Source organism: Lysinibacillus sp. OL1, from assembly GCF_004332175.1.
In the GTDB taxonomy this organism is placed as follows: domain Bacteria; phylum Bacillota; class Bacilli; order Bacillales_A; family Planococcaceae; genus Lysinibacillus; species Lysinibacillus capsici.
In genome coordinates, this window is the sequence record NZ_SJDS01000006.1 from 200399 (window position 1) to 225335 (window position 24937).

Annotated in this window: 24 protein-coding genes and 1 pseudogene; 18 read left to right on the plus strand and 7 right to left on the minus strand. The window is 37.3% G+C overall.

What is annotated here, in order from left to right; translation table 11 throughout:
* Positions 1-14 precede the first annotated feature (14 nt).
* Positions 15-1475: an amidase gene (locus tag EW028_RS13095; RefSeq protein WP_131521183.1), complete on the plus strand. Its 1461-nt coding sequence runs from the start codon at positions 15-17 to the stop codon at positions 1473-1475.
* 134 nt (positions 1476-1609) lie between these two features.
* Complete coding sequence (locus tag EW028_RS13100; protein ID WP_131521184.1) at positions 1610-2866, plus strand: MFS transporter; 1257 nt, start codon at positions 1610-1612, stop codon at positions 2864-2866.
* Between the two features lie 70 nt (positions 2867-2936).
* Here EW028_RS13100 and EW028_RS13105 read toward each other — a convergent pair whose 3' ends face one another.
* Entirely contained in the window at positions 2937-3377 is a 441-nt protein-coding gene (locus EW028_RS13105; protein ID WP_004228176.1) for a cell wall hydrolase, read from the minus strand.
* A 131-nt stretch (positions 3378-3508) separates the two neighbouring features.
* Entirely contained in the window at positions 3509-4063 is a 555-nt protein-coding gene (locus EW028_RS13110; RefSeq protein WP_004228177.1) for an ECF transporter S component, read from the minus strand.
* Between the two features lie 178 nt (positions 4064-4241).
* Between EW028_RS13110 and EW028_RS13115 the strand changes: the two genes are divergently transcribed.
* The 5 genes from EW028_RS13115 to EW028_RS13135 all read left to right on the plus strand — a co-directional run bounded on the left by EW028_RS13115 (position 4242) and on the right by EW028_RS13135 (position 9979).
* Complete coding sequence (locus EW028_RS13115; RefSeq protein WP_131521185.1) at positions 4242-5090, plus strand: pyridoxamine kinase; 849 nt, start codon at positions 4242-4244, stop codon at positions 5088-5090.
* 301 nt (positions 5091-5391) lie between these two features.
* Complete coding sequence (locus EW028_RS13120) at positions 5392-5808, plus strand: SRA domain-containing endonuclease (protein WP_131521186.1); 417 nt, start codon at positions 5392-5394, stop codon at positions 5806-5808.
* A gap of 27 nt (positions 5809-5835) precedes the next feature.
* A complete protein-coding gene (locus EW028_RS25990) occupies positions 5836-7752 on the plus strand; it encodes an McrB family protein (RefSeq protein ID WP_284705882.1) in 1917 nt (638 codons plus the stop codon).
* Positions 7736-9022, plus strand: a complete 1287-nt coding sequence (locus EW028_RS13130) for an McrC family protein (RefSeq protein WP_131521187.1) — start codon at positions 7736-7738, stop codon at positions 9020-9022. The genes EW028_RS25990 and EW028_RS13130 overlap by 17 nt, the downstream gene beginning before the upstream one ends.
* Before the next feature lie 36 nt (positions 9023-9058).
* Positions 9059-9979, plus strand: coding sequence for a DMT family transporter (locus EW028_RS13135; RefSeq protein WP_131521188.1), 921 nt, complete (start codon positions 9059-9061; stop codon positions 9977-9979).
* Positions 9980-10055: 76 nt separating this feature from the next.
* On the opposite strand, the gene EW028_RS13140 is transcribed toward EW028_RS13135, so the two are convergent.
* Positions 10056-10634, minus strand: a complete 579-nt coding sequence (locus tag EW028_RS13140; protein ID WP_131521189.1) for a DinB family protein — start codon at positions 10632-10634, stop codon at positions 10056-10058.
* A 108-nt stretch (positions 10635-10742) separates the two neighbouring features.
* Between EW028_RS13140 and EW028_RS13145 the strand changes: the two genes are divergently transcribed.
* Positions 10743-11240 (plus strand): GNAT family N-acetyltransferase, encoded by a 498-nt coding sequence (locus EW028_RS13145; protein WP_131521190.1) that lies wholly within the window; start codon positions 10743-10745, stop codon positions 11238-11240.
* A 416-nt stretch (positions 11241-11656) separates the two neighbouring features.
* Here EW028_RS13145 and EW028_RS13155 read toward each other — a convergent pair whose 3' ends face one another.
* Positions 11657-11815, minus strand: coding sequence for a YvrJ family protein (locus EW028_RS13155; protein ID WP_131521192.1), 159 nt, complete (start codon positions 11813-11815; stop codon positions 11657-11659).
* A gap of 173 nt (positions 11816-11988) precedes the next feature.
* Here EW028_RS13155 and EW028_RS13160 point away from each other — a divergent pair, with 173 nt between their 5' ends.
* The gene (locus tag EW028_RS13160) at positions 11989-12540 is read left to right on the plus strand and encodes a sigma-70 family RNA polymerase sigma factor (RefSeq protein ID WP_131521193.1); all 552 of its coding nucleotides are present in this window, start codon (positions 11989-11991) and stop codon (positions 12538-12540) included.
* A 3-nt stretch (positions 12541-12543) separates the two neighbouring features.
* A complete protein-coding gene (locus EW028_RS13165; RefSeq protein WP_131521194.1) occupies positions 12544-12735 on the plus strand; it encodes a hypothetical protein in 192 nt (63 codons plus the stop codon).
* Positions 12736-12785: 50 nt separating this feature from the next.
* Here the strand turns inward: EW028_RS13165 and EW028_RS13170 are convergent, their stop codons facing one another.
* Entirely contained in the window at positions 12786-13685 is a 900-nt protein-coding gene (locus EW028_RS13170) for a 3-hydroxyacyl-CoA dehydrogenase (protein WP_054549488.1), read from the minus strand.
* 434 nt (positions 13686-14119) lie between these two features.
* Here EW028_RS13170 and EW028_RS13175 point away from each other — a divergent pair, with 434 nt between their 5' ends.
* Entirely contained in the window at positions 14120-15181 is a 1062-nt protein-coding gene (locus tag EW028_RS13175) for an S-layer homology domain-containing protein (RefSeq protein WP_131521195.1), read from the plus strand.
* 40 nt (positions 15182-15221) lie between these two features.
* Here the strand turns inward: EW028_RS13175 and EW028_RS13180 are convergent, their stop codons facing one another.
* Complete coding sequence (locus EW028_RS13180) at positions 15222-15908, minus strand: ZIP family metal transporter (protein ID WP_227744947.1); 687 nt, start codon at positions 15906-15908, stop codon at positions 15222-15224.
* Positions 15909-16116: 208 nt separating this feature from the next.
* Here EW028_RS13180 and EW028_RS13185 point away from each other — a divergent pair.
* From EW028_RS13185 to EW028_RS13195, 3 genes and pseudogenes are all read left to right on the plus strand, one after another.
* Positions 16117-16359, plus strand: a pseudogene (locus tag EW028_RS13185) (alcohol dehydrogenase catalytic domain-containing protein); the annotation flags it as partial.
* 222 nt (positions 16360-16581) lie between these two features.
* The gene (locus tag EW028_RS13190) at positions 16582-18270 is read left to right on the plus strand and encodes an FAD-dependent oxidoreductase (protein ID WP_131521197.1); all 1689 of its coding nucleotides are present in this window, start codon (positions 16582-16584) and stop codon (positions 18268-18270) included.
* Between the two features lie 133 nt (positions 18271-18403).
* The gene (locus EW028_RS13195; RefSeq protein ID WP_131521198.1) at positions 18404-20017 is read left to right on the plus strand and encodes a GNAT family N-acetyltransferase; all 1614 of its coding nucleotides are present in this window, start codon (positions 18404-18406) and stop codon (positions 20015-20017) included.
* A 38-nt stretch (positions 20018-20055) separates the two neighbouring features.
* On the opposite strand, the gene EW028_RS13200 is transcribed toward EW028_RS13195, so the two are convergent.
* On the minus strand, positions 20056-20673 hold the full coding sequence (locus EW028_RS13200) for a 3-ketosteroid-delta-1-dehydrogenase (protein ID WP_131521199.1): 618 nt from the start codon (positions 20671-20673) through the stop codon (positions 20056-20058).
* Positions 20674-20898: 225 nt separating this feature from the next.
* On the opposite strand from EW028_RS13200, the gene EW028_RS13205 reads away from it, so the two are divergent.
* The 4 genes from EW028_RS13205 to EW028_RS13220 all read left to right on the plus strand — a co-directional run bounded on the left by EW028_RS13205 (position 20899) and on the right by EW028_RS13220 (position 24936).
* Complete coding sequence (locus tag EW028_RS13205; protein WP_227744948.1) at positions 20899-22500, plus strand: Na/Pi cotransporter family protein; 1602 nt, start codon at positions 20899-20901, stop codon at positions 22498-22500.
* A 68-nt stretch (positions 22501-22568) separates the two neighbouring features.
* Positions 22569-23018, plus strand: coding sequence for an SACOL1771 family peroxiredoxin (locus EW028_RS13210; RefSeq protein ID WP_131521201.1), 450 nt, complete (start codon positions 22569-22571; stop codon positions 23016-23018).
* A 141-nt stretch (positions 23019-23159) separates the two neighbouring features.
* Positions 23160-23795 carry a sugar transferase gene (locus tag EW028_RS13215; RefSeq protein WP_131521202.1) on the plus strand — a complete coding sequence of 212 codons (636 nt, stop codon included), beginning with the start codon at positions 23160-23162 and terminating at the stop codon, positions 23793-23795.
* A 46-nt stretch (positions 23796-23841) separates the two neighbouring features.
* Positions 23842-24936 carry a glycosyltransferase family 4 protein gene (locus EW028_RS13220; RefSeq protein WP_131521244.1) on the plus strand — a complete coding sequence of 365 codons (1095 nt, stop codon included), beginning with the start codon at positions 23842-23844 and terminating at the stop codon, positions 24934-24936.
* Position 24937: the final 1 nt, after the last annotated feature.

Below are 24937 nucleotides of genomic sequence, written 5' to 3' on the forward strand. Positions count from 1 at the left end.
TACGAGGTGATGATATGAATTTACAAGAGTATGCATCCTATGACGGTATTGGGTTGGCAGAGCTAGTAAAATCAAAGGAGGTAACACCACAGGAGTTAAAGGAGCTAGCGTTAGAAGGAATAAAAAAAGTCAATCCATCCATTAATGCGGTCGTTAGTGTGTTAGAAGAGCAGGCTGATAAAGCAATTGAGAAGGTTGATGAAAATGCGCCGTTTGCAGGTGTTCCGTTTTTAATTAAGGAGCTTGTGTTACATGCAGAGGGTGTTCCGCATAGTATGGGGAGTCGTATTGGAGAAAATACGGTTATACCCGTCGATAGTGAATTAATGGCGCGCTTTAGAAGGGCTGGCTTGATTTTAGCAGGTACTACGACAACACCTGAGTTTGGCTATAATGCAGCGACTGAAGCAGTTATTTATGGTGCAACGCGCAATCCGTGGAATTTAAATCATAGTCCAGGCGGTTCGAGTGGTGGGTCAGCAGCGGCTGTTGCAAGTGGTATTGTGCCAATCGCTCATGCCAATGATGGTGGAGGTTCTATTCGTATCCCCGCTTCCTGTAGTGGGTTAGTGGGATTAAAACCTACACGTGGAAGAGTTCCAGCTGGTCCATTCAATAGCGAGCCTTTAAATGGTATTGCCATTGAGTTCGCTGTGACTCGTACAATTCGTGATACAGCTGTTTTATTGGATCAAGTAGCAGGCCCTGACTTAGGGAGCTATTCCAAATTAGAAGTAACACATGCACCGTATGGACAACTTATCCAGGAAACAGTGCGCCCGCTAAAAATTGCTTGGACAACTGAAACAAATTCTGGGGCATTTGTCGATCCGGAATGTATAGAAGCGGTTCATAAAACAGTTCAAGTATTAAAAGAACTAGGACACGAGGTAGTAGAGGCGCGTCCGAAATATGAACAAGCATCATTCACAAAGGCGACGGTCGATATTTGGACAGCGAATATTTATCAAATGATTAAGGGGGCTGCAGCAGGCACTGGTAAAGCAGTTTCTCCAGACTATATTGAAGCAGCCATTTGGAAATGCTATGAATATGGTGGTCAATTAAAGGCGGCTGATTTATTGGAAGCTATTCATACAAATGCAGTCGTTTCACGTCAAGTAGCAGGCTTCTTTGAAGACTATGATATTTTATTAAGTCCAACTATTGGCACACTTCCTGCTAAAATTGGTGAATTAAATGCCAACAATCCTAACGTTTCAGCTGTTGAATGGACAGAGCAAATTTTCACGTATGCACCGTTTACAAATTTATTCAATGCTACAGGTCAGCCCTCCATATCATTGCCTTTAGCCGACAGTAAATCAGGTCTACCAATTGGTCTACAAATGACAGGTAAATTTGCAGATGAATTGACGTTATTACAGCTAGGTAGACAGCTAGAGGAAGCCATGCCTTGGAAAGACCGTCAACCAGCAGTACATGTCAGTGAACAGCCTCAGCCAGCGGTATAATCTAGCATGAACGCACTTAGTGTAGACTGGGTGCGTTTTCTTTCTGTCGTAATTTTAAAGCTTCCTCAAAAGCAGGTTTTATCCTGGCCTCGAACTCATATACATACAATAAAAGCTAATAGGAGTAGTGATTATTGGACAAACAACAACATAAGTACAGATGGATTGTGTTTGTTGCTGTATTGTTTACCTATTTGTTAATGGCAAGTCAGCGAACTGCTCCAGGGTTAATTACAGATCAATTGATGGAGGATTTTGGGGTAACGGCATCGACAATTGGGTTATTGACGAGTATTCAATTTTTTGTGTACACGAGTTTGCAAATTCCAATGGGGATTTTAGCTGACCGATTTGGGCCAAACGTTTTCCTCATCATTGGTGCCACCCTAACAGGTATAGGAACCATTCTTTACAGTCTAGGTACACATGAATTCATTCTATTCTTTTCTAGAATACTTACTGGTATAGGAGATGCCACCATATGGGTGAATATGGTGCTTATTTTGGCACAATGGTTTCATAAAAAGGAGTTTGTCCGATTAATTGGCTTTGCAGGTATGACAGGGAGCTTAGGTTTCTTATTGGCAACGGTGCCTTTTGCTACATTGATTCTTTTATTAGGTTGGCGAATCACCTTTTTCTCTACAGGACTTTTACTATGCTTATGTGGTGTACTTCTTTATTTTGTGCTTGTACAAAACACAAAACGCATTTTTTCAAAGGAATCTGTAAGCATAACTAAAGAAATAAAACGTGAAAAAAGCTCCATATTATTACGAAGAATATTTTCAAGCAGGCAAGCGTGGGCTTTATTTTTTTGTCATTTTGGCGTTGTGGGCGGGTATGTTGGCTTTATTAGCTCGTGGGCAGTACCATATGGGATCAATATGTATGAGATGTCACGGTCAGAGGCTAGTCAGTTAATTATGATTGGTCTAGTCGGAGCGCTTTTAGGAGCACCTTTAATGAGCTGGATTGCTGGCTGGTTAGGTACAATTAAGAGACCCTATATTGTTGTGCATATTGCGGTTTTAGCTAGTTGGTTTGCCTTTCTTTTATTGAAAGGGCATCCGTCCATTTTCATGCTCATTGTCCTGTTCTTTATCATTGGCTTTGGCTATGGTGCAAGTGCTTTAACCTTTGCGGCAGTTCGTCAAACTTTCCCTTTAAATGAATCAGGCATTGTTTCTGGATTTGCCAATACTGGGGGCTTTCTAAGTGCCGCATTGCTGCCCATTATTTTTGGGTTTATTTTAGATTACTTTCAAGCTGCCACAGGCAATGTAAGTGATGGATACTACTATGGCTTCATTTCGCCAGTCATATTTTCTATCATTGGCTTGATTGGAGTAATGATGTTTAAGGAAAAGCTTTTAAAGGTGATGGATTAAGCCATGCTATAAAATATGAGTATAAAGGGATACCTGCAATAGAGGTATTCCCTTTTTAACGTTGAACGTATTATCCCATATATACACTGGCACAAGTATCTGGAGCAGGTTCATAAAAGCAATGATTCTTAAATTGTCCTGTAAACGGCTGACCATACCATGTTGGGGGACATGGTGCATATGGATTGAAGTACCAGAGTGCGTATTTTGCTGGATGTTCACGCCAGAAATCTAAGTTTTGTTTCGCCAATCTTTTTTCCGTTTCTCTCGCTCGTTGGTAAAACATATTGCCTTTTTGAACAGCTTCGAAAGAATAATTTCCGCCTTGTACCTGGTAAATAACCTGCTCAATTGTTCTTACATCATTGAAATCTAAACAGGATGCCACAGCACGATTCACAATGACATTGCCCACGTAAAGCATACCTTGTTGACCTTCACCCTCTGCTTCTGCTCTCATCATCCTTGCCATTAAAGCAACGTCTGCATCACGGTATTTTACTCTTGGCATTTTTCCACCTCCACCTTATAGTATGAAAAAGAACAAGGCTAGTTTCACTTTATCTTGAAATTCGTTGTTTTTGTATATCACTCCATAAAAAACACCATCTTTACTGTTCAACAGCAAGATGGTGTTTTTCATTAAAAATTATTTTTGAAGTATGGCGTTTTTTTCAGTACAACACATACTGGGATGGCGATAACTAAGCCTACGATGTTTTGAATGACGTCCCCAGGAATGGATGCCAGCGGGGCAATCCAGCTGTTGAACATAATGGCTTGCCCAACATAGTAAACAGCAATCATCACAGGCATTGATACTACTGCTCCTAAAATATTCAGCCCAAGATTATCACCTTTATGTCCTTTTGACCAAGCAATTTTACCGACAATGAAGCCTTGTAATGCGCGTGAAATAATGGTTGTGGGTGCCCAAATTAACCAGCCACCTACGATATCGAATAAACCCATTCCAATAGCTCCAGCAAGTGCTCCTTTTTTAGGCCCGAATAAAATAGCGGAGATAAACAGCATAGATGTTCCTAAGTGGATAAGGCCCCCTTGCCCAATCGGTAGCTTCAGATTGATAAACATTGTAGCAACGAAAACAAGTGCTGCTAAAATGGCTGTAATGACTAAATCAAATGTTTTTGTGCGTGATTTTGTATAGGATGTTGGCCTTTGTATATTTTGCATTTGTCTCTTCCTCACTATGATGAATATTTTGATGATTTTTACTTTAACAAAGGACTGACTATTGTAAAAGTGTCAATTTTATAAAAAAGTTAAGGGTCAGTTTGAGGTTATTTTCGCATCTTTCGAATTGTGATACGATGGGGAGAGTAAAAGCAGGATGAGTTAGGTGGAATGTATGATGAAAAAAGTTGCTGTAATTCAAGATATGTCGTCCTTTGGAAAGTGCTCATTGACGGCTGCGATGCCTGTACTCTCTGTGATGGGTGTGCAAGCAGTCCCATTACCAACAGCTATTTTAACGGCACAAACAGGATATTCAAGCTTTTATTGTGAAGATTTAACGTCAAAGATGGACTCTTTTATAGATGAGTGGAGTAAGCTTGGAGCTACCTTTGAAGGGATTCATACAGGCTTTGTTACAGGTAAGGAGCAAATCGATAATATATTTCGCTTTTTAGACGTGTTTCACTCAAATAAGACGACGTTGCTTGTCGATCCAGTAATGGGTGATCATGGTGAGGTCTATAAAATGTTTACTGGTGAATTGCTTGATCGTATGAAAGCGTTAGTAAAGTGTGCTGATATTATTACGCCAAATGTCACGGAATGCTGCTTGCTTACAGGTTTATCCTATGAAAGGCTACTGAGCTATCCAAATGATACTGATTATATTCATGCCCTTAAAGAGGCAGGTCAGCAGTTACAGCAAGCAACTGGAGCAAACGTCATTATTACGGGTTTGAATCCACCAGTAGGTGATACGGACAAGCGTTATGTTGGGAATATGTTTGTCGATTCTGAGCGGTCTTTTCATAGTATCCGCAACTATAATGGTGAGAGCTATTCAGGCACGGGCGACCTCTTCGCATCCATCATAATGGGTGGCATGATGCGCGGACAAGATTTAATGGCCTCAATGACACTAGCAGAAACATTTTTAGCCGCTGCAATTGAAGCTACTTCGAAGGAGCAAGTACCTCGTGAGGCAGGCGTGCATTTTGAAAAGTTTTTAAGCATGCTACTTTAGAAGATGCAATTAACTTGGAATATTCTCTGTATCAATTTGATTTTTTATGAATTGATCCGTAAAAAATTTTAAGTGTTGATAATCATGAAAAAATTAAATAGAAAGGCGTGAAGGCTATTATTGCTTACACGTCTTTTTTCTTTAAAGGGAATTTTCAGCAAATAATTCTGTTAAAAGACTTGAATAAATTAGTGAAAAATAACTGGAAATTATGTTTGATTTCATTAACAATTAGTAAAATTAGAACAAATTTATGGTACTATAATGGAAATAAAATAATGAGTGTAGGGAGTGTAATTTATTGAAGGAAATAAAAGATTTACAAATAAATACGATAATTGATAACCATCAACTTTGTGAAATTTTTAAATGTTCTCCACAGGGTGGCATGAGAAGATCACACCGAACAAATACCTTAGTGTTAATATCAGATCGAACAAAATTATATGATGACAGGACTGTAAATGAAATTTATCACTATACTGGCATGGGACAAAAGGGCGATCAGCATTTAAAGTCACAAAATAAGACATTAGCTGAATCCAAATCAAATGGTATAACAGTTCATTATTTTGAAGTTATGACAAAGGGGAAATATACATATCGAGGTGAGGTAGTTCTCGCTGCCGATCCGTACACTGATCTTCAGAAAGATGTTGATGGACGAATGCGTAATGTTTGGGTATTTCCTTTGAAAAAGGCTGATAATTTACTTTAATAGAACCAGATCGAGAGAGGGTTTTTTATGAAAAAGGTAGAGGCTATTTGGTTAGCAGGAGCAATATTAACATATGAAAAATTTATCGAAAAAGAGAATGTTAAAAGTGAAGATTTGTATTTTAAGCAGAGTGAAATTGTTAAAAAAGCGGAGGAATTAAACAAAGATATAATTCCTCCTGCATTGGCATCATCTCACTGTGTAGCAAATGCTACTGGTTCTATTTATAACTATCTAGTGGCAGGAGATTTTAATGATTCGATTAAGCGAAGACTATCTTATTACGGAGAATTTAATAACCAAAAAGAACGCCCTGCATTAAATAGAGAAATAACCGTAACGACCATAATGGGTCAGAAAAAAATTGCTGAATTATATGATTTCATTGAAGGAAAGTTTACTCATTTCATTTTAACAAACCTAATAATTGAGGAGGATTCCCCAAAAATGAGTCAATGCAATATCAATACCATCCTGTACGGTCCACCAGGAACAGGAAAAACTTATAATACGGTGAACTACGCGGTTAGTATTATTGAGAATAAAGAATTTATGGCGATTTGCGCAGAAGCGTATCAAGATGTTTTTGAACGTTATCTTACGTATAAAAAGCAAGGTCAGATTCGATTCGTTACTTTTCATCAATCATATGGATATGAAGAGTTTATCGAGGGAATTAAGCCTGTTTTAAACGATGAAGCAGAAGAGAGCATTCAATATAAAATTGAATCAGGCGTGTTTAAAGAATTTTGTGAGCAAGCGCAGCAATTAAAATTAACTGCTCATGATCAGGTGATGGAAGGAAATAAAAAAGTTTGGAAGATTTCTTTAGGAGGCAGTGGCAAGAATTGGCTGAAAGAAGAATGCTTTAAGGACAATCAAATTCGTATAGGCTGGGATGAGGAAGGTACTGATTTTATTGAGGATGGGGAATATCCTTCAGATACCTTGTACTATTTCTATGAGGGAATGAGTGTTGGCGATATCGTCTTTTCTTTAGGAGATCAAAAGCATATTGATGCAATTGGCATTATCACAGGAGAGCCTGAATGGTTAGAGGCAGAGGAAGATTTTAAAAGAAGTCGTGAAGTAGAGTGGATTGCCACGGATATCTATGAAAATATTTACGAGCTAAATGGCAAAACGAACTTAGTGCAGCAAACCATTTATGAGCTTTGGCGACTATCAATCAATGATGTGAATAATTTAATTTTAAAATACTCGCAAAATGATCAAATCGATGTGGAAGAAAATACTAATAACTATGTCTTTATTATCGATGAAATTAATCGAGGCAATATATCGAAGATTTTTGGTGAACTTATTACATTAATTGAACCGACAAAACGAATTGGAGCACTAGAAGAAATGCATGTGAAGCTTCCATATTCTAAAAAGGATTTTGGTGTCCCTCAAAATGTCTATTTGCTGGGAACGATGAATACAGCAGATCGTTCCATTGCACTGATGGATACAGCACTTAGAAGACGCTTTGAATTTATTGAAATGCTGCCAAATTTGAATGCAGTAGCTGATATAAAAGTTGGGCATATCCATATTCAACGTCTAATGGAAGTTATGAACGCTCGTATTGAAGCACTGTATGATCGTGAACATACTATTGGTCATGCCTATTTTATGAGCTTAAAAGAAGACAGTTCATTAGAAAATCTAGCTAATATTTTTAAGAATGCGATTATTCCACTTCTCCAAGAATATTTTTATGAAGATTATAGTAAGATTCAGTTAGTGTTAGGAGATCATTTAAAACCCCAGCAATATCGATTTATTTTGGATGAGAAATTAAGTATAAAAGGATTATTTGGTCGAGCCATTGATATAGACCTCCCAGAAACGAAATTCCATCTTCAAGCAAGTGCATTCGAGGAACCATTAAGCTATATCGGCATATATGGAAGGGTCGAGAATGAAGAAGTTAATTGAAATAAAGGAATACGATATCCTGACATGCAATAAAGCTTTTAAAGATGAGTATGTATACTTAGACAATGATTCTTTCGAGCAGCTTGAAAATATGATTTTGGACTGTAATGATATGGAAGATGTGGATGCATACGATTTTTTCTCTGTCTCCACAAAGCGGCATGTAGGGAAGGTCATTCGTGCAAAAAATTATGTTGGGATTGTGCAATTGAAAAATGGTACACAAATTCAAATTTTGCCAAAAATATATGGGAAAACAGCCATTGACCCTAAAAAAACATTTTTGAAAATGCTTAAGTCATTACAAGAATTTCCTAGCAAAACCTTTAATGAGACTAGTCTTCGTACAGATCATATGACGTTATTGGAAATTTTCATTCGATTGTACATTGAAGAAGTACAAAAACTGATTAAAAAAGGACTTAAATCATCGTATTATGCGATGGAGGATAACTTAAATGTATACAAAGGAAAAATGGTATTCTCACAGCAATTAAAATATAACCTTGTTCATCGTCAACGTTTCTATACACGCTATGATGAGTTTGGAATGAATCGAGCAGAAAATCGATTAATCAAGGCTACATTGCTTTATTTGTTAAAACAATCTACTAGCAATGACAATATAAATGAAATTCGTAAGCAACTCATACACTTTGAACTCATTGAGCAATCCAAAAACTACAATAAGGATTTTTCCCAGGTAAAGATTGATCGTAATTTAAAAGATTATGAAACGATTATGCAATGGTCTAAAATTTTTTTAAATAATGAAAGCTTTACAACTTTTTCAGGACATTCATTTGCTAAAGCCTTATTATTTCCAATGGAAAAAGTTTTTGAGTCTTATATTGGCTTTCATCTGAAAAAGCTACTAAGTGATACAGCGTGGCAGGTACAATTACAGGATAAAGGCTATCATTTATTTCAAGGGAAATTTGCATTACGACCAGATATTGTATTAACAAATGGCACTGGCAACATTATTTTAGATACAAAATGGAAAATGCTAAGTAACACGCCACACAATAACTATGGCATTTCACAGGCAGATATGTATCAAATGTATGCGTATGCTAAAAAATATCACGCTAAAGAAATATGGCTCCTTTATCCATTGAATACGGAAGTTGAACAAATGAAAGAAATTTATTTTAACACAAATGAAGGGGATCAAAGTGCCGAAGTGAGGGTGTTTTTTGTCGACTGTCATCATGTAGAGAACAGTTTGGAGAAATTAGTAAAGAAGTTTACTCTAGCAACGCAATAGTAAACATAAGAGTAGATATGCTATCAGGGGGAATCTATGGGAGCTAGAGTTGAGAATAAACGTCATCTATATGCAATAGGGGTAATAAGTTTACTAGTGTCAGCCATTTTAACGTCTATTAGCCAAGTGTATTACTCGAACCGTGTACAAGCAGTGCATCCATTTCTCTTCACCGGTATTAGTTTTTTTCTTACGACTGTCTTCTTTCAATTAATCACAAGTAAGCAAAAGATAGAGCCCTGCTGGAAAGAGGCACGATCATCTTTATGGAAGTTAAACGGTGCTTCCATATTAGCCTTTATGGGGTTTTACTTTGCATTAAAATATATTGAGCCAGCGATAGTGAGCTCTCTTGAAATGGGACTAGGCCCATTGTTTGCATTGCTACTTGCGATACAGCAGAAAAAACGAGTGATAAATGCACAGTGGGGTCTTGCAATTGGCATATTTGCAGCTAGTTTATTACTGATTGGTGCTATTTTTACAGGGAAATCGGCTGTACAAACATGGGACCAATCAAGTATTTTAGGAGTCGGGGCAAGCATATTGTGTGGACTTGGTGCAGTATTATGTACAGTCTATTCTAAGCAGCTCAGTCAATTAGGATGGACAAGCTCGATGATTTTATCAAAAAGATTTTATGGTATCATTTTGCTTTCATTTATCGCTACATATGATGTCATGTTTACTTATTTGCTTGAAAACATTGGTTGGATTTTATTGATGACAGTCATCGGTGTGTTAATACCAATGTATTTATTACAGAAGGGTATTCAATATTGTGAAGTATTTCTAGTCATGATGTCACTGTGCTTTATTCCTGTATTTACCTTCTTTTTTCAGCTATTCGATACAAGGCTACAATGGTCAAATATTACATTAGTAGGTGTCTTATTACTGTTATTGTTTGGAATTTTAAGTGTAGTTCTAGAACAAAGAGATCGTAGCGTTTCTTAATAAAATTTTTCCATGACAAAGTTGCTATACTGAAAAATCCAGAGCCAGTTTTGATGGGCATAAAATCAAAATGGCTCTATTTGATTTCTTTAATTGTACCTTTCAAATTCTTTTCTCCTAAAAGCCCTTCCATCCTATTAAAGTGATGCCTCTCATGAATAGCCAACAATTGAATAGCTTGAATGAGATTAGGATAATGCGCAATGGGATCAGGAAAAACAATGTGCCCTGCAACATCCTCGTCTATATTTTGTACTAACTTTTGCAAAGCAAGTGTCTCGTTGATAAGTAATTGGTCGATATCATAACTGTTTAATACAAAGCGTATTTTCTTAGGTGGAACTAAAATACCTGGTGCTCGCATTCCTTGTCCTTTTTTGGATTGATATTCTTCATAAATATCATGTATTTCAGTAGAGAATGGCTTGTTTCTTCGCATTTTAGCGATAGGCGTGAGGAATAAAGAATATTTGGTTGCTGTGTGGAGCATTTTGAGAATCAAATAAAGGTGATAAAAGTGTTCACCAATGGACCATTTTCCTTCACGTGTTACTTGCCATAGTTCTTCCTGTGAAAGTGAATGAAAAGCTGGTAGATAGTGTGCTCGTTGTGCCTGTAACGTAAGAAAATGTTTTGACATATTAGTAGATTTCATAGATTTTTAGCTCCTTTATTTCCATTTTAAGGATTACTGCTGGAAAAGTACATCAAATGCCAATCGTTATGGCCGATAAAGAGGAAAAGTATGATAGGAGGAAAAGGCATGGAAATTAGACAATTAACAGCTGCAGATGCTGAGGTATATAGAGATTTAAGATTAGAGGGATTGCAAACAAATCCAGAAGCTTTTGGCGCTAGCTTCGAGGAAGAAAAGGATTTGTCACTTGAGTCGTTTGCAAGTAGGCTCGAAGGACAGGGAACATTTACATTTGGGGCATTTGACCAGGAGGATTTACTCGGTGTGGCGACATTGGTGCACGCAAATAAAATGAAGCTAAAGCATAAAGCGAGTATTTTTGCCGTTTATGTTTCTTCAAAAAAACGGGGATTGGGCATAGGAAAACAACTAATGGTAGAGATCATCAATCAAGCCAAAACACTCGTAGACGTCGAGCAAATTAATTTAACAGTTGTTTCTTCCAATGAATCAGCAAAAGGATTATACACATCGTTAGGTTTTCACGTTTTTGGAACAGAACGAAACGCCTTAAAAATAGGGCAGCAATATTTTGATGAGGATTATATGGTGCTGTATTTTTAAAAATGCTAAAAAGCCTTTGAAGTATTGATCTTCATAGGCTTCAATTTATTAGGATGAGTAACAATGGAACAATGGAATTAAAGCAAGGAATAAAAGAATCCCCGTAATAAAAAGAATAAGTAAAGAGCTAACAATGCCCACTTTTTTTATAAGTAACCATAGACTTAGCAAGATAGTAAGGACCGATAATGGGAGTGCCAGCCAAAATCCAAGATTCCCCAAGTATTCAATCATAATGGGGAATGAATGGTGAAAGTAATTGTAGGGAATATCTAGCATGAGTAAAATGGTCAATATAAGCTCCATAAAATCCCCCCATCTACATAATTGTTCTTACATATATGGTATGCAGAGGCATCTTTAAGTCACACGGCAGCATCCTTTAAAAAGGATGCTGCCGTAAATTTTTTGTAGACCTATGAATTTTCCCTTTTATCTAACAACTTCAAGATGATCGCTTCCAAATTTTCTATTTTCTTTTCAAAACGCATAAAGAGATAGATGGTAATGGCAATAGGGAAACCTGAATTGCCTATTAGGTGAACCCACATTTGTATAGTTTCAACTGGTATCATAACATCTTCCCCCCTCATTATTATGATGCTTACAGTTATTAAAAGTGAACGTACGATTAATAAAATCAATATGAATGAATAAATAAGGGAACATTTGTTCTATTTTTGGTTTATAATAGATATATGATATTCACTTTAATGAACAAGAAGGCCAATATATAGGAGTGATGCGAATGTGTAATGAGTACAAAATAATAGAAGAGTTTTTTTACAGAAATAGAGAACAGGTTAAAAATCCAATTATCAGAAGTTTTTTGGCAGATGCACAAAATCTTTATTTGGTACAACATGCAATCTTATATCCCAATGATTGTAATTTGAAAATGGTTGATGAAACATTTCAAGCTCATTATCAAAGGGTACAGAAAATAAAGTATATCAGCAATTTAATTTATTTCTTTAGCCTGGATTTCGATAAAAAAAAGAGAAGATTGCAAAATCGATTTTTATTAGTCGCAGATAGTGGCCTAATGGACGACGGTATAAGAGACGAAGATAGCGGAGAAGAAGGATTATTAGAAAAAATTGAAAATGAACAGCTCTTTAAAGGCTTACAAAAATTAACAGACAAGCAACTTCAAATTTTAGAAATGATTTATGTCAAAGACTATTCTATAAAAGTAATCGCTGAAACATTTCAAACAACACCACAGAACATATCCAATCTTCATCGAAAGGCTTTAAAGAAGCTTCATCATCAAAATATTAGAAAGGAGGAGATTTAGTCAATGCAGGACAATATGAATGAGGAGATGCTAATAATTATTGAAAATTTTACGCCAAAAATTAAGCAGTGTCTTCATCAAACAAGTTACCAGGATAGAGAAGACTTAGAGCAGGAGATTAAGCTGAAAATTATTGAAAAGCTGACAACGAAGGAATTTGAAAACACACCTAGTTTTTGGAATTTTTTTGTATGATAAAAAAAGAGCAATGCCCTTTTAAGAAGGACAATTGCTCTTTTTAATCATTAACCCTTTAAGAAATCTGGTTTCGCAAAGCTTGGATTTGGATATGTGTAGAAGCCTTCACCTGTTGCGCGGCCCAATTTGCCTTTTTCGATGTACTCTGTTTTTAAGAGGTTAGCTAATTTTTTCATGTTTTCATCACCAGTGGCAGTTGCTTTCGCTTCCACAATGTTATAGGCAGTGTTAATGCCAACGATGTCTAGAATAGCAAATGGTCCTAGTGGAGCGCCTGTACCAATCATCCATGTTTTATCGATTGTTTCTGGATCGGCCACTTCTTTTACAAGTAAAGATTCAGCTGCATCTAAAAACGGAACGAGTAATGAGTTTAAAATATAGCCAGGTTGCTCTTTATGCAATGGTAGTGGTACCATGCCAATGGCGCGTGCAAATTCAATCACTTCATCAAATACTTTCATATCTGTACCAGGGTGTTTCATAATTTCCGCAGTATTGTTTTTCCAAATTGTATTAGCAAAGTGAAGAGCTAAAAATTTATCAGGACGGCCAGTTGCTTCAGCAAATTGGCTTGGTAATAAAGTAGACGAGTTTGTTGCAAAAATTGTTTTTGCTGGTGCTACTTTTCCAAGATTCGTGTAAAATTCTGTTTTGATGCTCACAACTTCAGGGATTGCTTCTATAACAAGATCAGCATTGGCAACGGCTTGCGCCAAGTCACTATTAAATGTAAGACGTGCATAGGCTGCATCCACTTCTTCTTGTGTAGCACCTAAATCTTGTTGATAAAATGGTTTTAATTTTGTAATACGATCCTGTGCATTTTTTAACGCCTCATCGTTAATGTCATACACTGTTACATTAAAACCTTTGAAAGCAGATTGATAAGCAATTTGACTCCCTAATACACCGCTACCTGCAACTGTAATGTTTTGATAATTCATCGAAATTCCTCCTTTGAAATTGTTACATTAATATAATAGTGTGGATATGTAGATAATCCTTCATTACAATTCCATACTACTTCTACCTACGAATAAAAATCAAATGAAAGCCTCTAATATTATATAAATATAAAGTTATCTGAAAGAAGTTTCTTTCCAAGTATGTACCCACTGTTAAAGAAATATAACAAAGAACAGCCTTTAAGCTGCCCTTATTTAAGAGATATAGCTAATTACATATGTAATTGTTGTAGATAGCATTATGTAATTTGTTCTTCTGTTAAACTAGTTTCAAACTCAAAAGTAAAAATAGGAAAATTATAATGTGTTAATAATAGGACTTTTATATAATTATTGTATAATTCCCATATTTTTATAGATTTATAAACTGTTGTTTTAGTACACTGAATCTATGAATCGAAGGGGGAAAAACAGTGAAGAAAATAATGTTAGCTGGTGCACTGAGTATTGCATGTTTTACAGGAGGGTTTGGTGGACAGGCGTATGCACAGGATGTAGTGAATGTGGAAAATATAATTCATCCAAAACAGAATGTGGTAGCCACTAATCAGTTACAAGCCATGCCCTATCAAGATATTTATAAAATGCTTTTGTTATCTAAAATAGGCTTTGAAAATAACGAAGTGTCGATTGTTACAACAAAAAATAGTATTACAGTCAAAATTTCATTAGAGGCGATTCTTCAATCGTACAAAGATGGTACAAACCTCTATCCAGAGGGAGAAAAAGAGTTTAAGGAAAACTATGAAGAACTGAAGAAGTTATTTGGTCAGGCGATTCAAATAAAAATTACACAAACTAGTAATGGCTATAAAAGTGAAGTATATACTGCTGGCAAATGGGAAGCAGTTAGTGCAGAGGATTTAAATGATATGGTACAGGTATTTGCTCGTGCCGACGTTGAGTTAAAATCAGGTGGATATTTCAAGGATGCTATTGGTCATTGGGCTGAAAGCTATATTCAGTTACTGTATCAAACAGATATCATTAATGGAACAACGGCTACTACGTTTAATCCAAATGGACAAGTGACGCGTGGAGAACTGGCGGCTATTATTTTCCGTGCATCTGGCTTAAATGTGAATGATGATTATGAGGGCCCTGCTTCTTATACGGATCTTAATGGTTTCTGGGGTGCTAAGGAAGTAGCGATTCTTGAAGAGTATGGCTTAATCGACATTTTCAATGGTGAAAAATTTGAGCCGAAAAAGCCCGTTACACGAGAGGAAATGGCCTATATTACTGCTAGATATTTAGAAGGTATGGAAGTGGATGTTGCGCAAGTGAGCAAAAACAATTCATTCACAGATAAAAATCAAATGCGTCAAGAAACAGTAGATGCTATTGGTCTATTGCAACATCTAGGTATTTTAAATGGTTCGAATGGTAAGTTTAACCCAAAAGGTAATCTTACTCGGGCAGAGGTTTCTAAAATTTTAACGCTTACTTTAATGCTAGTTAGTGAAGAAGAATAAAAGAGGAAAGGGATGTCTCTTGTGCGGAGACATCCCTTTGTTATTCAACAAGTATATGGAAAATATAGCTTAGGAAATAGCCTAGAAATAGATACATAAAGAATGCTTTAAATGAGACTTTCTGTAGCTGATGCAAAATGAATTCAGAAATACTAGCTGTAGCAATCAATCCTATCGAAATGCCCATTAAGATCCCTTGTGCTTTTTCAGGTAAGGCCCAATACTGACCAAACCAGATGAAAATACTAAAGAAAATGGAGAAGATGAAGAAATAAATGAAAAGTCTCCAAAGCCTTTCACCTTGAGAGATGAGTGCAGTAGATAGAGCAAATCCCTCTGGAACATGGTGAAGAATAATGGAGGCTGTGAGAGAAATACTTAATGCAGCATTTCCAAGTAAATTTCCGACAGTGAGACTAATAGGGATTGTATGGATAATCATAGCAAGTGTTAATAGAGAGACAGAGGGATTTTGTGCATGAGAAGCATGAAATAAGGTATCTAGTAGTTGAAAGATAAAATACCCAATAAAAATACCTAATATAATCCCAAATGATTGATAGATTTGAAAGGAAGAAGGAATGATATCTAGCACAAGTAAGCCTACTAAAAAACCTCCGCACAATAATGATAATCCCTGTGTCGTATGCTGAAATAGCTTAGAGAAAATCCAGGCAATCGCGCCCCCAATGCTCACACTGAAAAATAGAAAACCACCAAGTATCATTGCACTCACCTGTAAAATTCCTCCGCCCTATCATCAACTTAATGTCTTTTCAAACTATATGCTAAGTAGAAATGAATATGCTTGACATTGATTTGCCTGTATAAAAACGATAATGACAAAGATGTGCATACTGCAGGTTAGCGAAGCAAAGAATAGAGTTGAAAATCTAATGCTTGTTGTAATGGTACTATGCTAAGGGAGTGTTGTCGTGAAGGCTGTAACCTATCAGGGAATTAAAGATATCCAAGTTAAAATGTATAGTAGAGAATCCAACTATAAAAAGAAGGACATATTATTGTGAAAATCACTTCTACTGCTATTCATGGAACTGATTTGCATATTTACCAAGGCGCTATTCCTTCACTTAAGGATTATGTAATAGGTAGGAGCAGATGTGACAAAAGTGAAAAAGGGTGACCGTGTCATCTTGCCATTTAATGTATCGTGTGGAGGTTATAATAATGCCATCGACAGAAATCATTACACTTTATTGCCATTAGAAGAAGCAAGTAAAGCCTATGGTGATTCTAAAACCTTAAATCGAGTGAGCATGCTCCTTTTTTTGTGGAAAAATAGGGAATGGTTTAAATTGACTGAATATTGGTTTAATTCTATACTTTTTAATAGAAAGGACAGATTCATCGATTTAGCTCATATAGGGAGGAATGGTTGAATGAAATGGGATGCTAGTTATGATGTAGTAGTAGTAGGCTCTGGTGCAGCGGGATTGACAGCAGGTTTAACAGCAAAGTTACAAGGAATGAAATCATTAGTGATCGAAAAAACAGATCGCTATGGTGGTGCTTCTGCTATTTCAGGCGGTGCCTTATGGATTCCTAATAATCATATCATTAAAGGTGCAGGTGTCCCAGATACACATGAACTTGCACGCCAATATCTAGATTCAACAATCGGTGATCGTGTGCCAGAAGAGCTAAAGGAAGCCTATATTACGAGAGGGCCTGAAATGTTACGCTTTTTGTACAATAAAACAAAGCATATGCGCTTCCAATATGCAAAAGGCTACTCGGATTATTATCCAGAAAAACCAGGTGGCTTGTCACAGGGACGCTCCATTGAACCACTTATTTTCGATTTAACAAAAATGGGCTCTTTAGCAAATTCTATGCGTCGTGCAACTCTATCAACAAAAGGCTTCACGATGAATAGCTACGAGTTTCATAAGGTGAATATGATTACCCGGACGCTAAAAGGTAAAACTACTGCACTGAAATTAGGGGCGCGTTTAGTCAAGTCAAAGGTGACTAAGAGCGATCCGGTAGCATTAGGAGAAGCTTTAATTGCACGTTTACGCCTCTCTCTTGCAGAAGCAAATGGTGAGCTTTGGCTATCAACGGCCTTTAAAGATTTCATTATGGGCAAAGGAAGAGTAATTGGAATTATTGTGGAACGAGATGGACAAGAGCTTAGAATTGAGGCGAAGAAAGGTGTTGTTCTGTCATCAGGTGGCTTCTCACATAATCAGACACTTCGTGAAAAGTATTTACCAAGTCCTACGAATGCTGCATGGACTTCTTCTCCAGAAGGTCAAACAGGTGACATCCTTGAACCTGGCGTAAAAATTGGTGCAATGTTGGATTTAATGGATAAAGTATGGGGAGCACCTTCTGTTATTGATCCACAAGGACATCCATTCTTCCTAGTGGCAGATCGTGGCGTGCCCAATATGATTGTAGTGGATAGTGCAGGGCAACGTTTTGTTAATGAAGCGGCTCCATATCATGAATTCGTGGAGACGATGTATAAGCATCAAGAGGTCACAAAGCAGGCGATTCCTTCCTGGATATTAATTGATGCCTCAGCTAAAAGCCGTTATATTTTTACAGGATTGTTCCCAGGACAGGCATTCCCGAAAAGTTGGTTTGAGCATGGAGTCGCAAAAAGTGCTGAAACGATTGAAGAGCTTGCTAGACAAATGGATGTGCCAGTGAAGAGCCTAGTAGCGACGGTGAATCGTTTTAATGACTTTGTGCGGAACGGACATGATGATGATTTTTATCGAGGAGATAGTGCCTACGATAATTACTACGGTGACCCGACACTACCAAATCCAAATTTAGCAGAAATCAAGAAAGCACCCTTCTATGCATTGCGTCTTTATCCTGGAGACATCGGCACAAAAGGTGGCCTCGTAGTGGACGAATATGCTCGGGTAATAAAGGAGAATGGTGAACCCATTGAGGGGTTGTATGCTTCTGGCAATTGTTCAGCGTCTATCATGGGGGAAACGTATCCTGGCCCAGGCGCAACCATTGGGCCTGGTATGACACTAAGCTTTGTGGCGACAGCACATATGGCCAATGCAGTGACAAAGGCAGAGGTATCACTTGTAAACGTGTAAATGAAACGAAGCCCTTCCTTTCTAATAAGGAGGGGTTTTTACGTTGGTGTAATGTTCTAATACTTTCTTGCTAGGAATATAGTGGCTACTAAATGTATGGCGATGATCACGTGAAAAGGAGCGATTGAGTTCATTGCTAGCTTATAAACTCATAACGACTATCGAAGAGTTAGAGCCCTATCGGAGCACTTGGTCAGAGATTCTTGAAAAAGAGTATAATAATAACCCTTTTATTGAGTACGAATGGATTTCAACTTGGTGGACAACGCTCGGGATTCATGACAATGTCAAGATTTACATAGTGGAACATCAAGGTGTAGCAGTGGCCTTTTTTCCGTTAGTGCATACTGTACGATTTGGTACAATCCATTATTTTAGCTTTTTAGGACAAGGTTTTGCGACCTATATGGAAGTGATCGCTGACAAGGAGTGGTTAGAACCTTCTATTACGTTTCTTTTGAAGGAGTTTTCACGAAAATATAAGCGTTATTTAATCGTGTTACATGGATTATTAGAAAGTAAAAATACCTCTCAAGAATTAGAAAAGTTTGCGATCGAATATCAAATGCCTCATTCGATTTTTCGAACTGTCACATCTTATATTGATTTCCAAACCATTCCTATGGAAACATTTCTAAAGAGGCATCACAAGAAATTCAAAAGCCTTAAACGGCGTGAAAACAAATTAAAGTCACTTGGTCATGTCGTCTTTCGGGAAGTAAATCACAATCATCTACAAGACATGTTTACGTTATTCAAGAGAAGATGGCAAAAGAAAATTGATAAAAGTGGCTTTACCGAAAAGCAAACTCGTCTATTTTATGAGCGGCTAGCTAAATGCAACAGTAAGGAGCTTCGCGTAGAAGTTGATAGCTTACAATTTGAAGGACAGTGGATTGCTTTTACAATTGATCTATGCTGTAGAGAGCGCAATTTTTGTCAGGCAATGGGCCATGAGCCAGACTTTAATCTATTTGGTCCAGGTCGCCTCATTGAAAAAGAAAATATGCTAAAAGCACATCAAGCTGGCTATCGTTATTATGACTTAGGAAGTGGCTATGAGCCATATAAATTTGAATGGTATACACATATTGACTTTACTAGGAAATTTGTGATGAGTACAAAAGGAGTTAAAGAGCGTAGTATTCGTTTATGGATGGTCATACGTGATCGCCTAAAAGGGCTATTAACAAATAATCATCAGCTAGTAAAATTGAAGCGAGACCGATTAGGAGAACTGCGTTATTTTCTGAAGCATGCAAGCATAAAAGATTGGCTACGAGCTGTTACAAAAATGTTCCAACGAATGCTAGCTATTCATATTTTAGACGTTTATATTGCAGAGCAACAACAGAATAACAGAAATGTGAGATTTCAAGAATTATCAATGAAAGACATCATGACAACGAAGGATCGAGCGACAAATGTTACAGATTTCTATAAGGGCTATCGACTCTTTGCAGATAGCGATCATGTCATCTATAGACGACACGATCAAACGGTTACCGAAGAAACGGTTAACTATTCCTATAAGCTGTCAGACAATATGTCGTTTATAAAAGAATATGATAGCTTGCGACTAGAGGAGATCGTTGCAGATGTGCAGCGGGAAGGGAGAGCAGTCTGTACAATAGTCCCTTGGTATAAGAGATCAAGACGAAGAAAGCTCATGCGGGCAGGTTTCCATAAAGTAGCTAAAATTAATATAATAAAGATTTTCAAGTGGCAAAAAATATACGATATCTAAATAACAACACCCTCAGCATATTTGCTGAGGGTGTTTCATTAAAAATGAATACCAGGTTTATCAATTAGCTTACAGCCTGTACCATACTTGGCTTTTAGGGCACCTTTGAAAAGAGTGTGCTCCAGCTCTGGGAATGTCTGTTTCCAAAGTTCAAAGACATTATGGCTGGATGCTTTGCCGTCCTTTGTTAATCGCGCAATATGGAAGCCATATTCATCATTACAGCGAGCCAATGGGCGGTTTTCTCTTACTGTAATAATTCGACCACTTGTCGTCATTTCATATAAGCCTTCATAGCCAGCGATCGCACGGCTTTCTTCTTGCCCTTCAACTAAAGGCTTTTCTTCATTTAGTGCTACTTTTTCCTCTGTTGTTGCTTCTTGTTCAGAAGATTGAGTTTCTTTAGCACTGTTTCCTGCTGGTAGTTGTTCAACAATCACAAAATCTTTCTTAGAAGCTTTATCGCTCATTGTCGCCATCACGTTCATGATAGAGCCTACATAGCGTAATGGTTTTTCTCTTCCTTCTTCGAAAACAAAAATATTATACTCGGTTTTATTAATCTTTTTCATAATAATATTACCCGTTGTAATAGTAAAACCGATGAATTTGTTCTTTTTAAGTGCCTGTATTGCTTCTTGCTTTGTTAAAATCATTTTGAAAATCTCCTAAAGAATTATTTATTCTATTCTACCATAAAAATTATCACATTGTTTTTCGTAAAATAATGGTTGATTTTGTACAATGCAGGGAAATATCCCTATTTTCTCAAATTTAATAATGGTACTATTAAGAATGTTTGGGGAATAAAGCTCCTTTAAAAAGGAGTCTTTCATAATAGAGATACAATTTTAGTAGGGAGTGTTGATAGGTTGATCAATGTGCTTGGGGGCATAGGTTTATTTTTACTTGGAATGACGATGCTAACAAACGGTTTAAAGGAATTGGCAGGAGATGCCTTAAAAAAATGGCTCAATCGTTTTACTGGGGGGACTATTAGCTCGGTATTATCTGGTACATTTATGACAATGCTTGTACAATCCTCCACGGCCACGACCTTGATTACGATAGGTTTTGTCAGTGCTGGACTTCTCACATTTGTCCAATCGATTGGCGTTATTATTGGGGCCAATATCGGGAGTACGAGTACTGGTTGGATTATTTCATTGATCGGCTTTAAGATCAATATGCAGACAATGTCCTTGCCTTTTATTGCGCTTGGTGTTTTTGTCCAATTGCTCGCACCACGTGATTACAAAGCAATTGGAGGGCTAGTGACTGGTTTTGGCTTATTATTTTTAGGTATTGATGTTCTTCAGGGAGGAATGGCTGCGGTACAAGATAAAATTCCATTCGATGCATTTAGTGCAAATTCTATTAGTGGCAAGCTAATTTTAATTGTTTTGGGTCTTATCATGACGGTTATTATGCAGGCTTCTAGTGCTGCAATAGCGGCCACTTTAACAGCTTTATATGCAGGTGCTATTGATTTTGAACAGGCTGCTTATTTAGTCATTGGTCAAAATATCGGGACGACAGCTACAGCGTTATTTGCTGCGATTGGTGCATCAACAGCTGCAAAACGAACAGCTGTCACACATGTTATGTTCAATGTAGTCACGGCTATACTAGTGACATTCGGTGCAAGGTTTATGTTTGCTCTTACAGAATTCGTCACAAAATCCATCAACGGTAGCTTTGATGAAACACTGGGCATTGCTGTTTTTCATACATTATTTAGTGTGATTGGTGCGATACTCTTTGTGCCATTTGTTCGTCCTTTTGCAAAGGCCATTGAAAAAATGATACCTGAAAAAGGAAATTATTTAACTCGTAATTTAGATAGTAGTGTTGCCAAACTACCTGGGGTTGCTGTAGAGGTATCCTTTAATACATTGCAAGATATTACTAAGGAAATGACGACTGTACTCGTTTCTCTTATTCACGGAAAAAAACGCACAGCTGAAACAGACAGTAGATTGACTCAAATAGATGAGGCAATCGAAAAAACACGTTTATTTATGGATGCTATCCAATCTTCCTCTCAAAAAGAACGGTATAAGCATATTGCCCTTTTACATGCTTTAGATCACTTATATCGTTTGTCAAAGGCATTACGTGAGCAACATCCAAATGCTTTTCAATTACAGGAGACATTAACCCAAAAGTGGTTAGAGGTATTGGAAAAAGTATTACTAATCATTGATGAGGATGAACGTCTACCTGAGATTGCAACCTTGCTTGAGGTTACTTCCTCTGAAATGGCTGCGGTGCGTCGTGATAAACGAAACGCATATTTTGAGCATACTGTTGAAAATGTGGTAGAGTTAGAGACAGCCGTATCGAAAGTGGAGACTTTGCTGTGGATTGATCGACTTGTCTATCACTATTGGCGGACGACCGCCCGTCTTGCAGAGTACCAAACCGTGACTAAGAAAGGTCGTCATATTGACACAGAAAAAAATACAGTAACAGTTGAATAAATGGAATGCTCGTCTTACGTTTGTAAGCGGGCATTTTTCTTCGCTTCACAAATAAAGGAGGATCTAGAATGGTTCAGCATAAATTTACAATGGACTTAACTTGGTCAGGAGGAAGAAACGGTACAGGAAATATCCAAGCTAGTAATTTGCAAACACAAATTTCTATTCCTCGGGAAATGAATGGACCTAGCATTGGTACAAATCCAGATGAAATGCTTTTAGGGGCAGCTGCAACCTGCTATTTAATTACACTAGCTGCTTTATTCGAAAGATCAGAAATAGATGTGCTGGAATTATCCATGCAGGCACACGGATTTGTTAGTGTAGAAAATGGCATTTTTACGTATGAAAAAATTGTGCATAGACCGACTATTATTGTGCAAGAGCTAACAGAACATCTTGAAAAAAAACTTTTACGCTTGGCACACAAGGCAGAAAAAACATGTATGATCAGTAAAGCATTAAAAGGTAATGTTGTGATTGAATGTGATGTTCATATTTTTGAAGCGAGCATATAATAAGACAGCAAGAGTTATTCAGCAAGTAACGCTGATATAACTCTTTTTTTCATAAAATAAGCACTTTTTCTAAAATAGTTCTAGAAATGTTCAAAATGAATATATAGAGTTAAGTGCTAAAAAAATGCAAAGGATGATGTATTGCACGTTCATACAGCTCAGAATCTCACATTCTATGGTCAGTACGGCAAAAGAATATTCGATATTATTGGGGCGTTATTTTTGCTTTTTATAACGATCCCTCTAATGCTAGCTATATTTCTCATTTTACTCATAACGACAGGGCGCCCCATTTTTTTTAAACAAATCCGAACTGGCCTCGATCATCACCGCTTTGTGATTTGGAAGCTACGAACAATGTGTATTCAGGCAGTCCCAGTCAATATGCCGACTATTTGTGCTGATGGTATCCCTGATGATTATTATTTTAAAACAGAGCAAGATACACGCATCACAAAAGTGGGCGCTATTCTTCGAAAACTCAGTATTGATGAAATTCCACAACTTTTAAATGTGTTAAAAGGTGATATGAGCATTGTAGGTCCACGTCCTGAGGTACCAACGATCACGAATGCATATAATTCCTTACAGGCTCGGCGTTTGGAGGTAAAGCCAGGATTAACAGGCCTCGCTCAAATTAATGGTAGGTCGAATATTTCACATGGACAAAAAATATCATATGACATTGAATACGTTGATCATTATTCCTTTTGGTTGGATGTCCAAATTTTGTTGAAGACAATTTATGTTGTAGTTGCACGCACAGGTGCTTATTAAAAAATAAGGAGTGGCCATACTGAAGATCGTTCAGCTTATTACACGAATGGATAAAGTTGGAGGTGCGCAAAAACATGTGGAGGCACTTGCTATCCACTTAAAACAGGATGGGCATGATGTCACAATAGTGACGGGCTCCTATCAACCATCACTGTGGCACTTACAACAGCATAAAATTCCTGTTATCAGTATATCTGCTCTTCAACGGGCTATTCATCTGGCAAAAGATTTTCAAGCATTTTGGCAATTAAGAGCCGTTTTCAAACATCTACAACCAGACGTTATAGCCACCCACTCCTCTAAGGCTGGTGTGATTGGACGCGTAGTTGGTAGGTTGTTACAGATTCCAACTATTTTTACGGCACATAGCTGGAGCTTTACAGAAGGCGTTCCTTACAAGAAAAAGCGGTTCTATCAACGGATGGAAAGATCCATTCAGCCATTTACGACAAAAATTATTACGGTGTCTGAATATGATCGGGAACTAGCACTACTGAAAAAGGTCGCTCCTGCTCATAAATTGTTGACTATTCACAACGGCATTGACCCTATAGAGAGAAAGAAGGAAACTGAAAAGATATGCATGGAGCAGCCAGTCATTGTCATGGTTGCTCGTTTTGAAGTGCCTAAAAGACAAGATGTCTTGTTAAAGACTTTAGCGGAACTGACGGATATCCCTTGGCACCTTCAATTGATTGGGGATGGTTCTCTGCGTCCAGCTCTAGAACATTTCGTTGAACAAAATGGTTTATCAAATCGTGTAACATTTTTAGGTAATCAATTAGACGTTCATTCTTATCTTGAGAAATGCCACCTATTTGTTCTGTTATCAGATTGGGAAGGCTTGCCGATTTCGATTATTGAAGCGATGCGTGTAGGACTTCCTATTATCGCAACAAATGTAGGTGGTGTGAAGGAACTTATTAATGATCATGACAATGGGTTTTTAGTGGAGCGAGAGAATAATGAATTATTGAAGAGGAGGCTGCATCAATTATTAATGGATGCTCCTTTAAGAGGGGACATGGGGACGGCAAGTGAGCAGCGTTATTTACAGTACTTCACCTTCATTCCCATGTATCAAAAAACATTAATGGTTTATCAACAGGCTGTTTCAGAATTAGTGAAGAAAGGGGATTAAA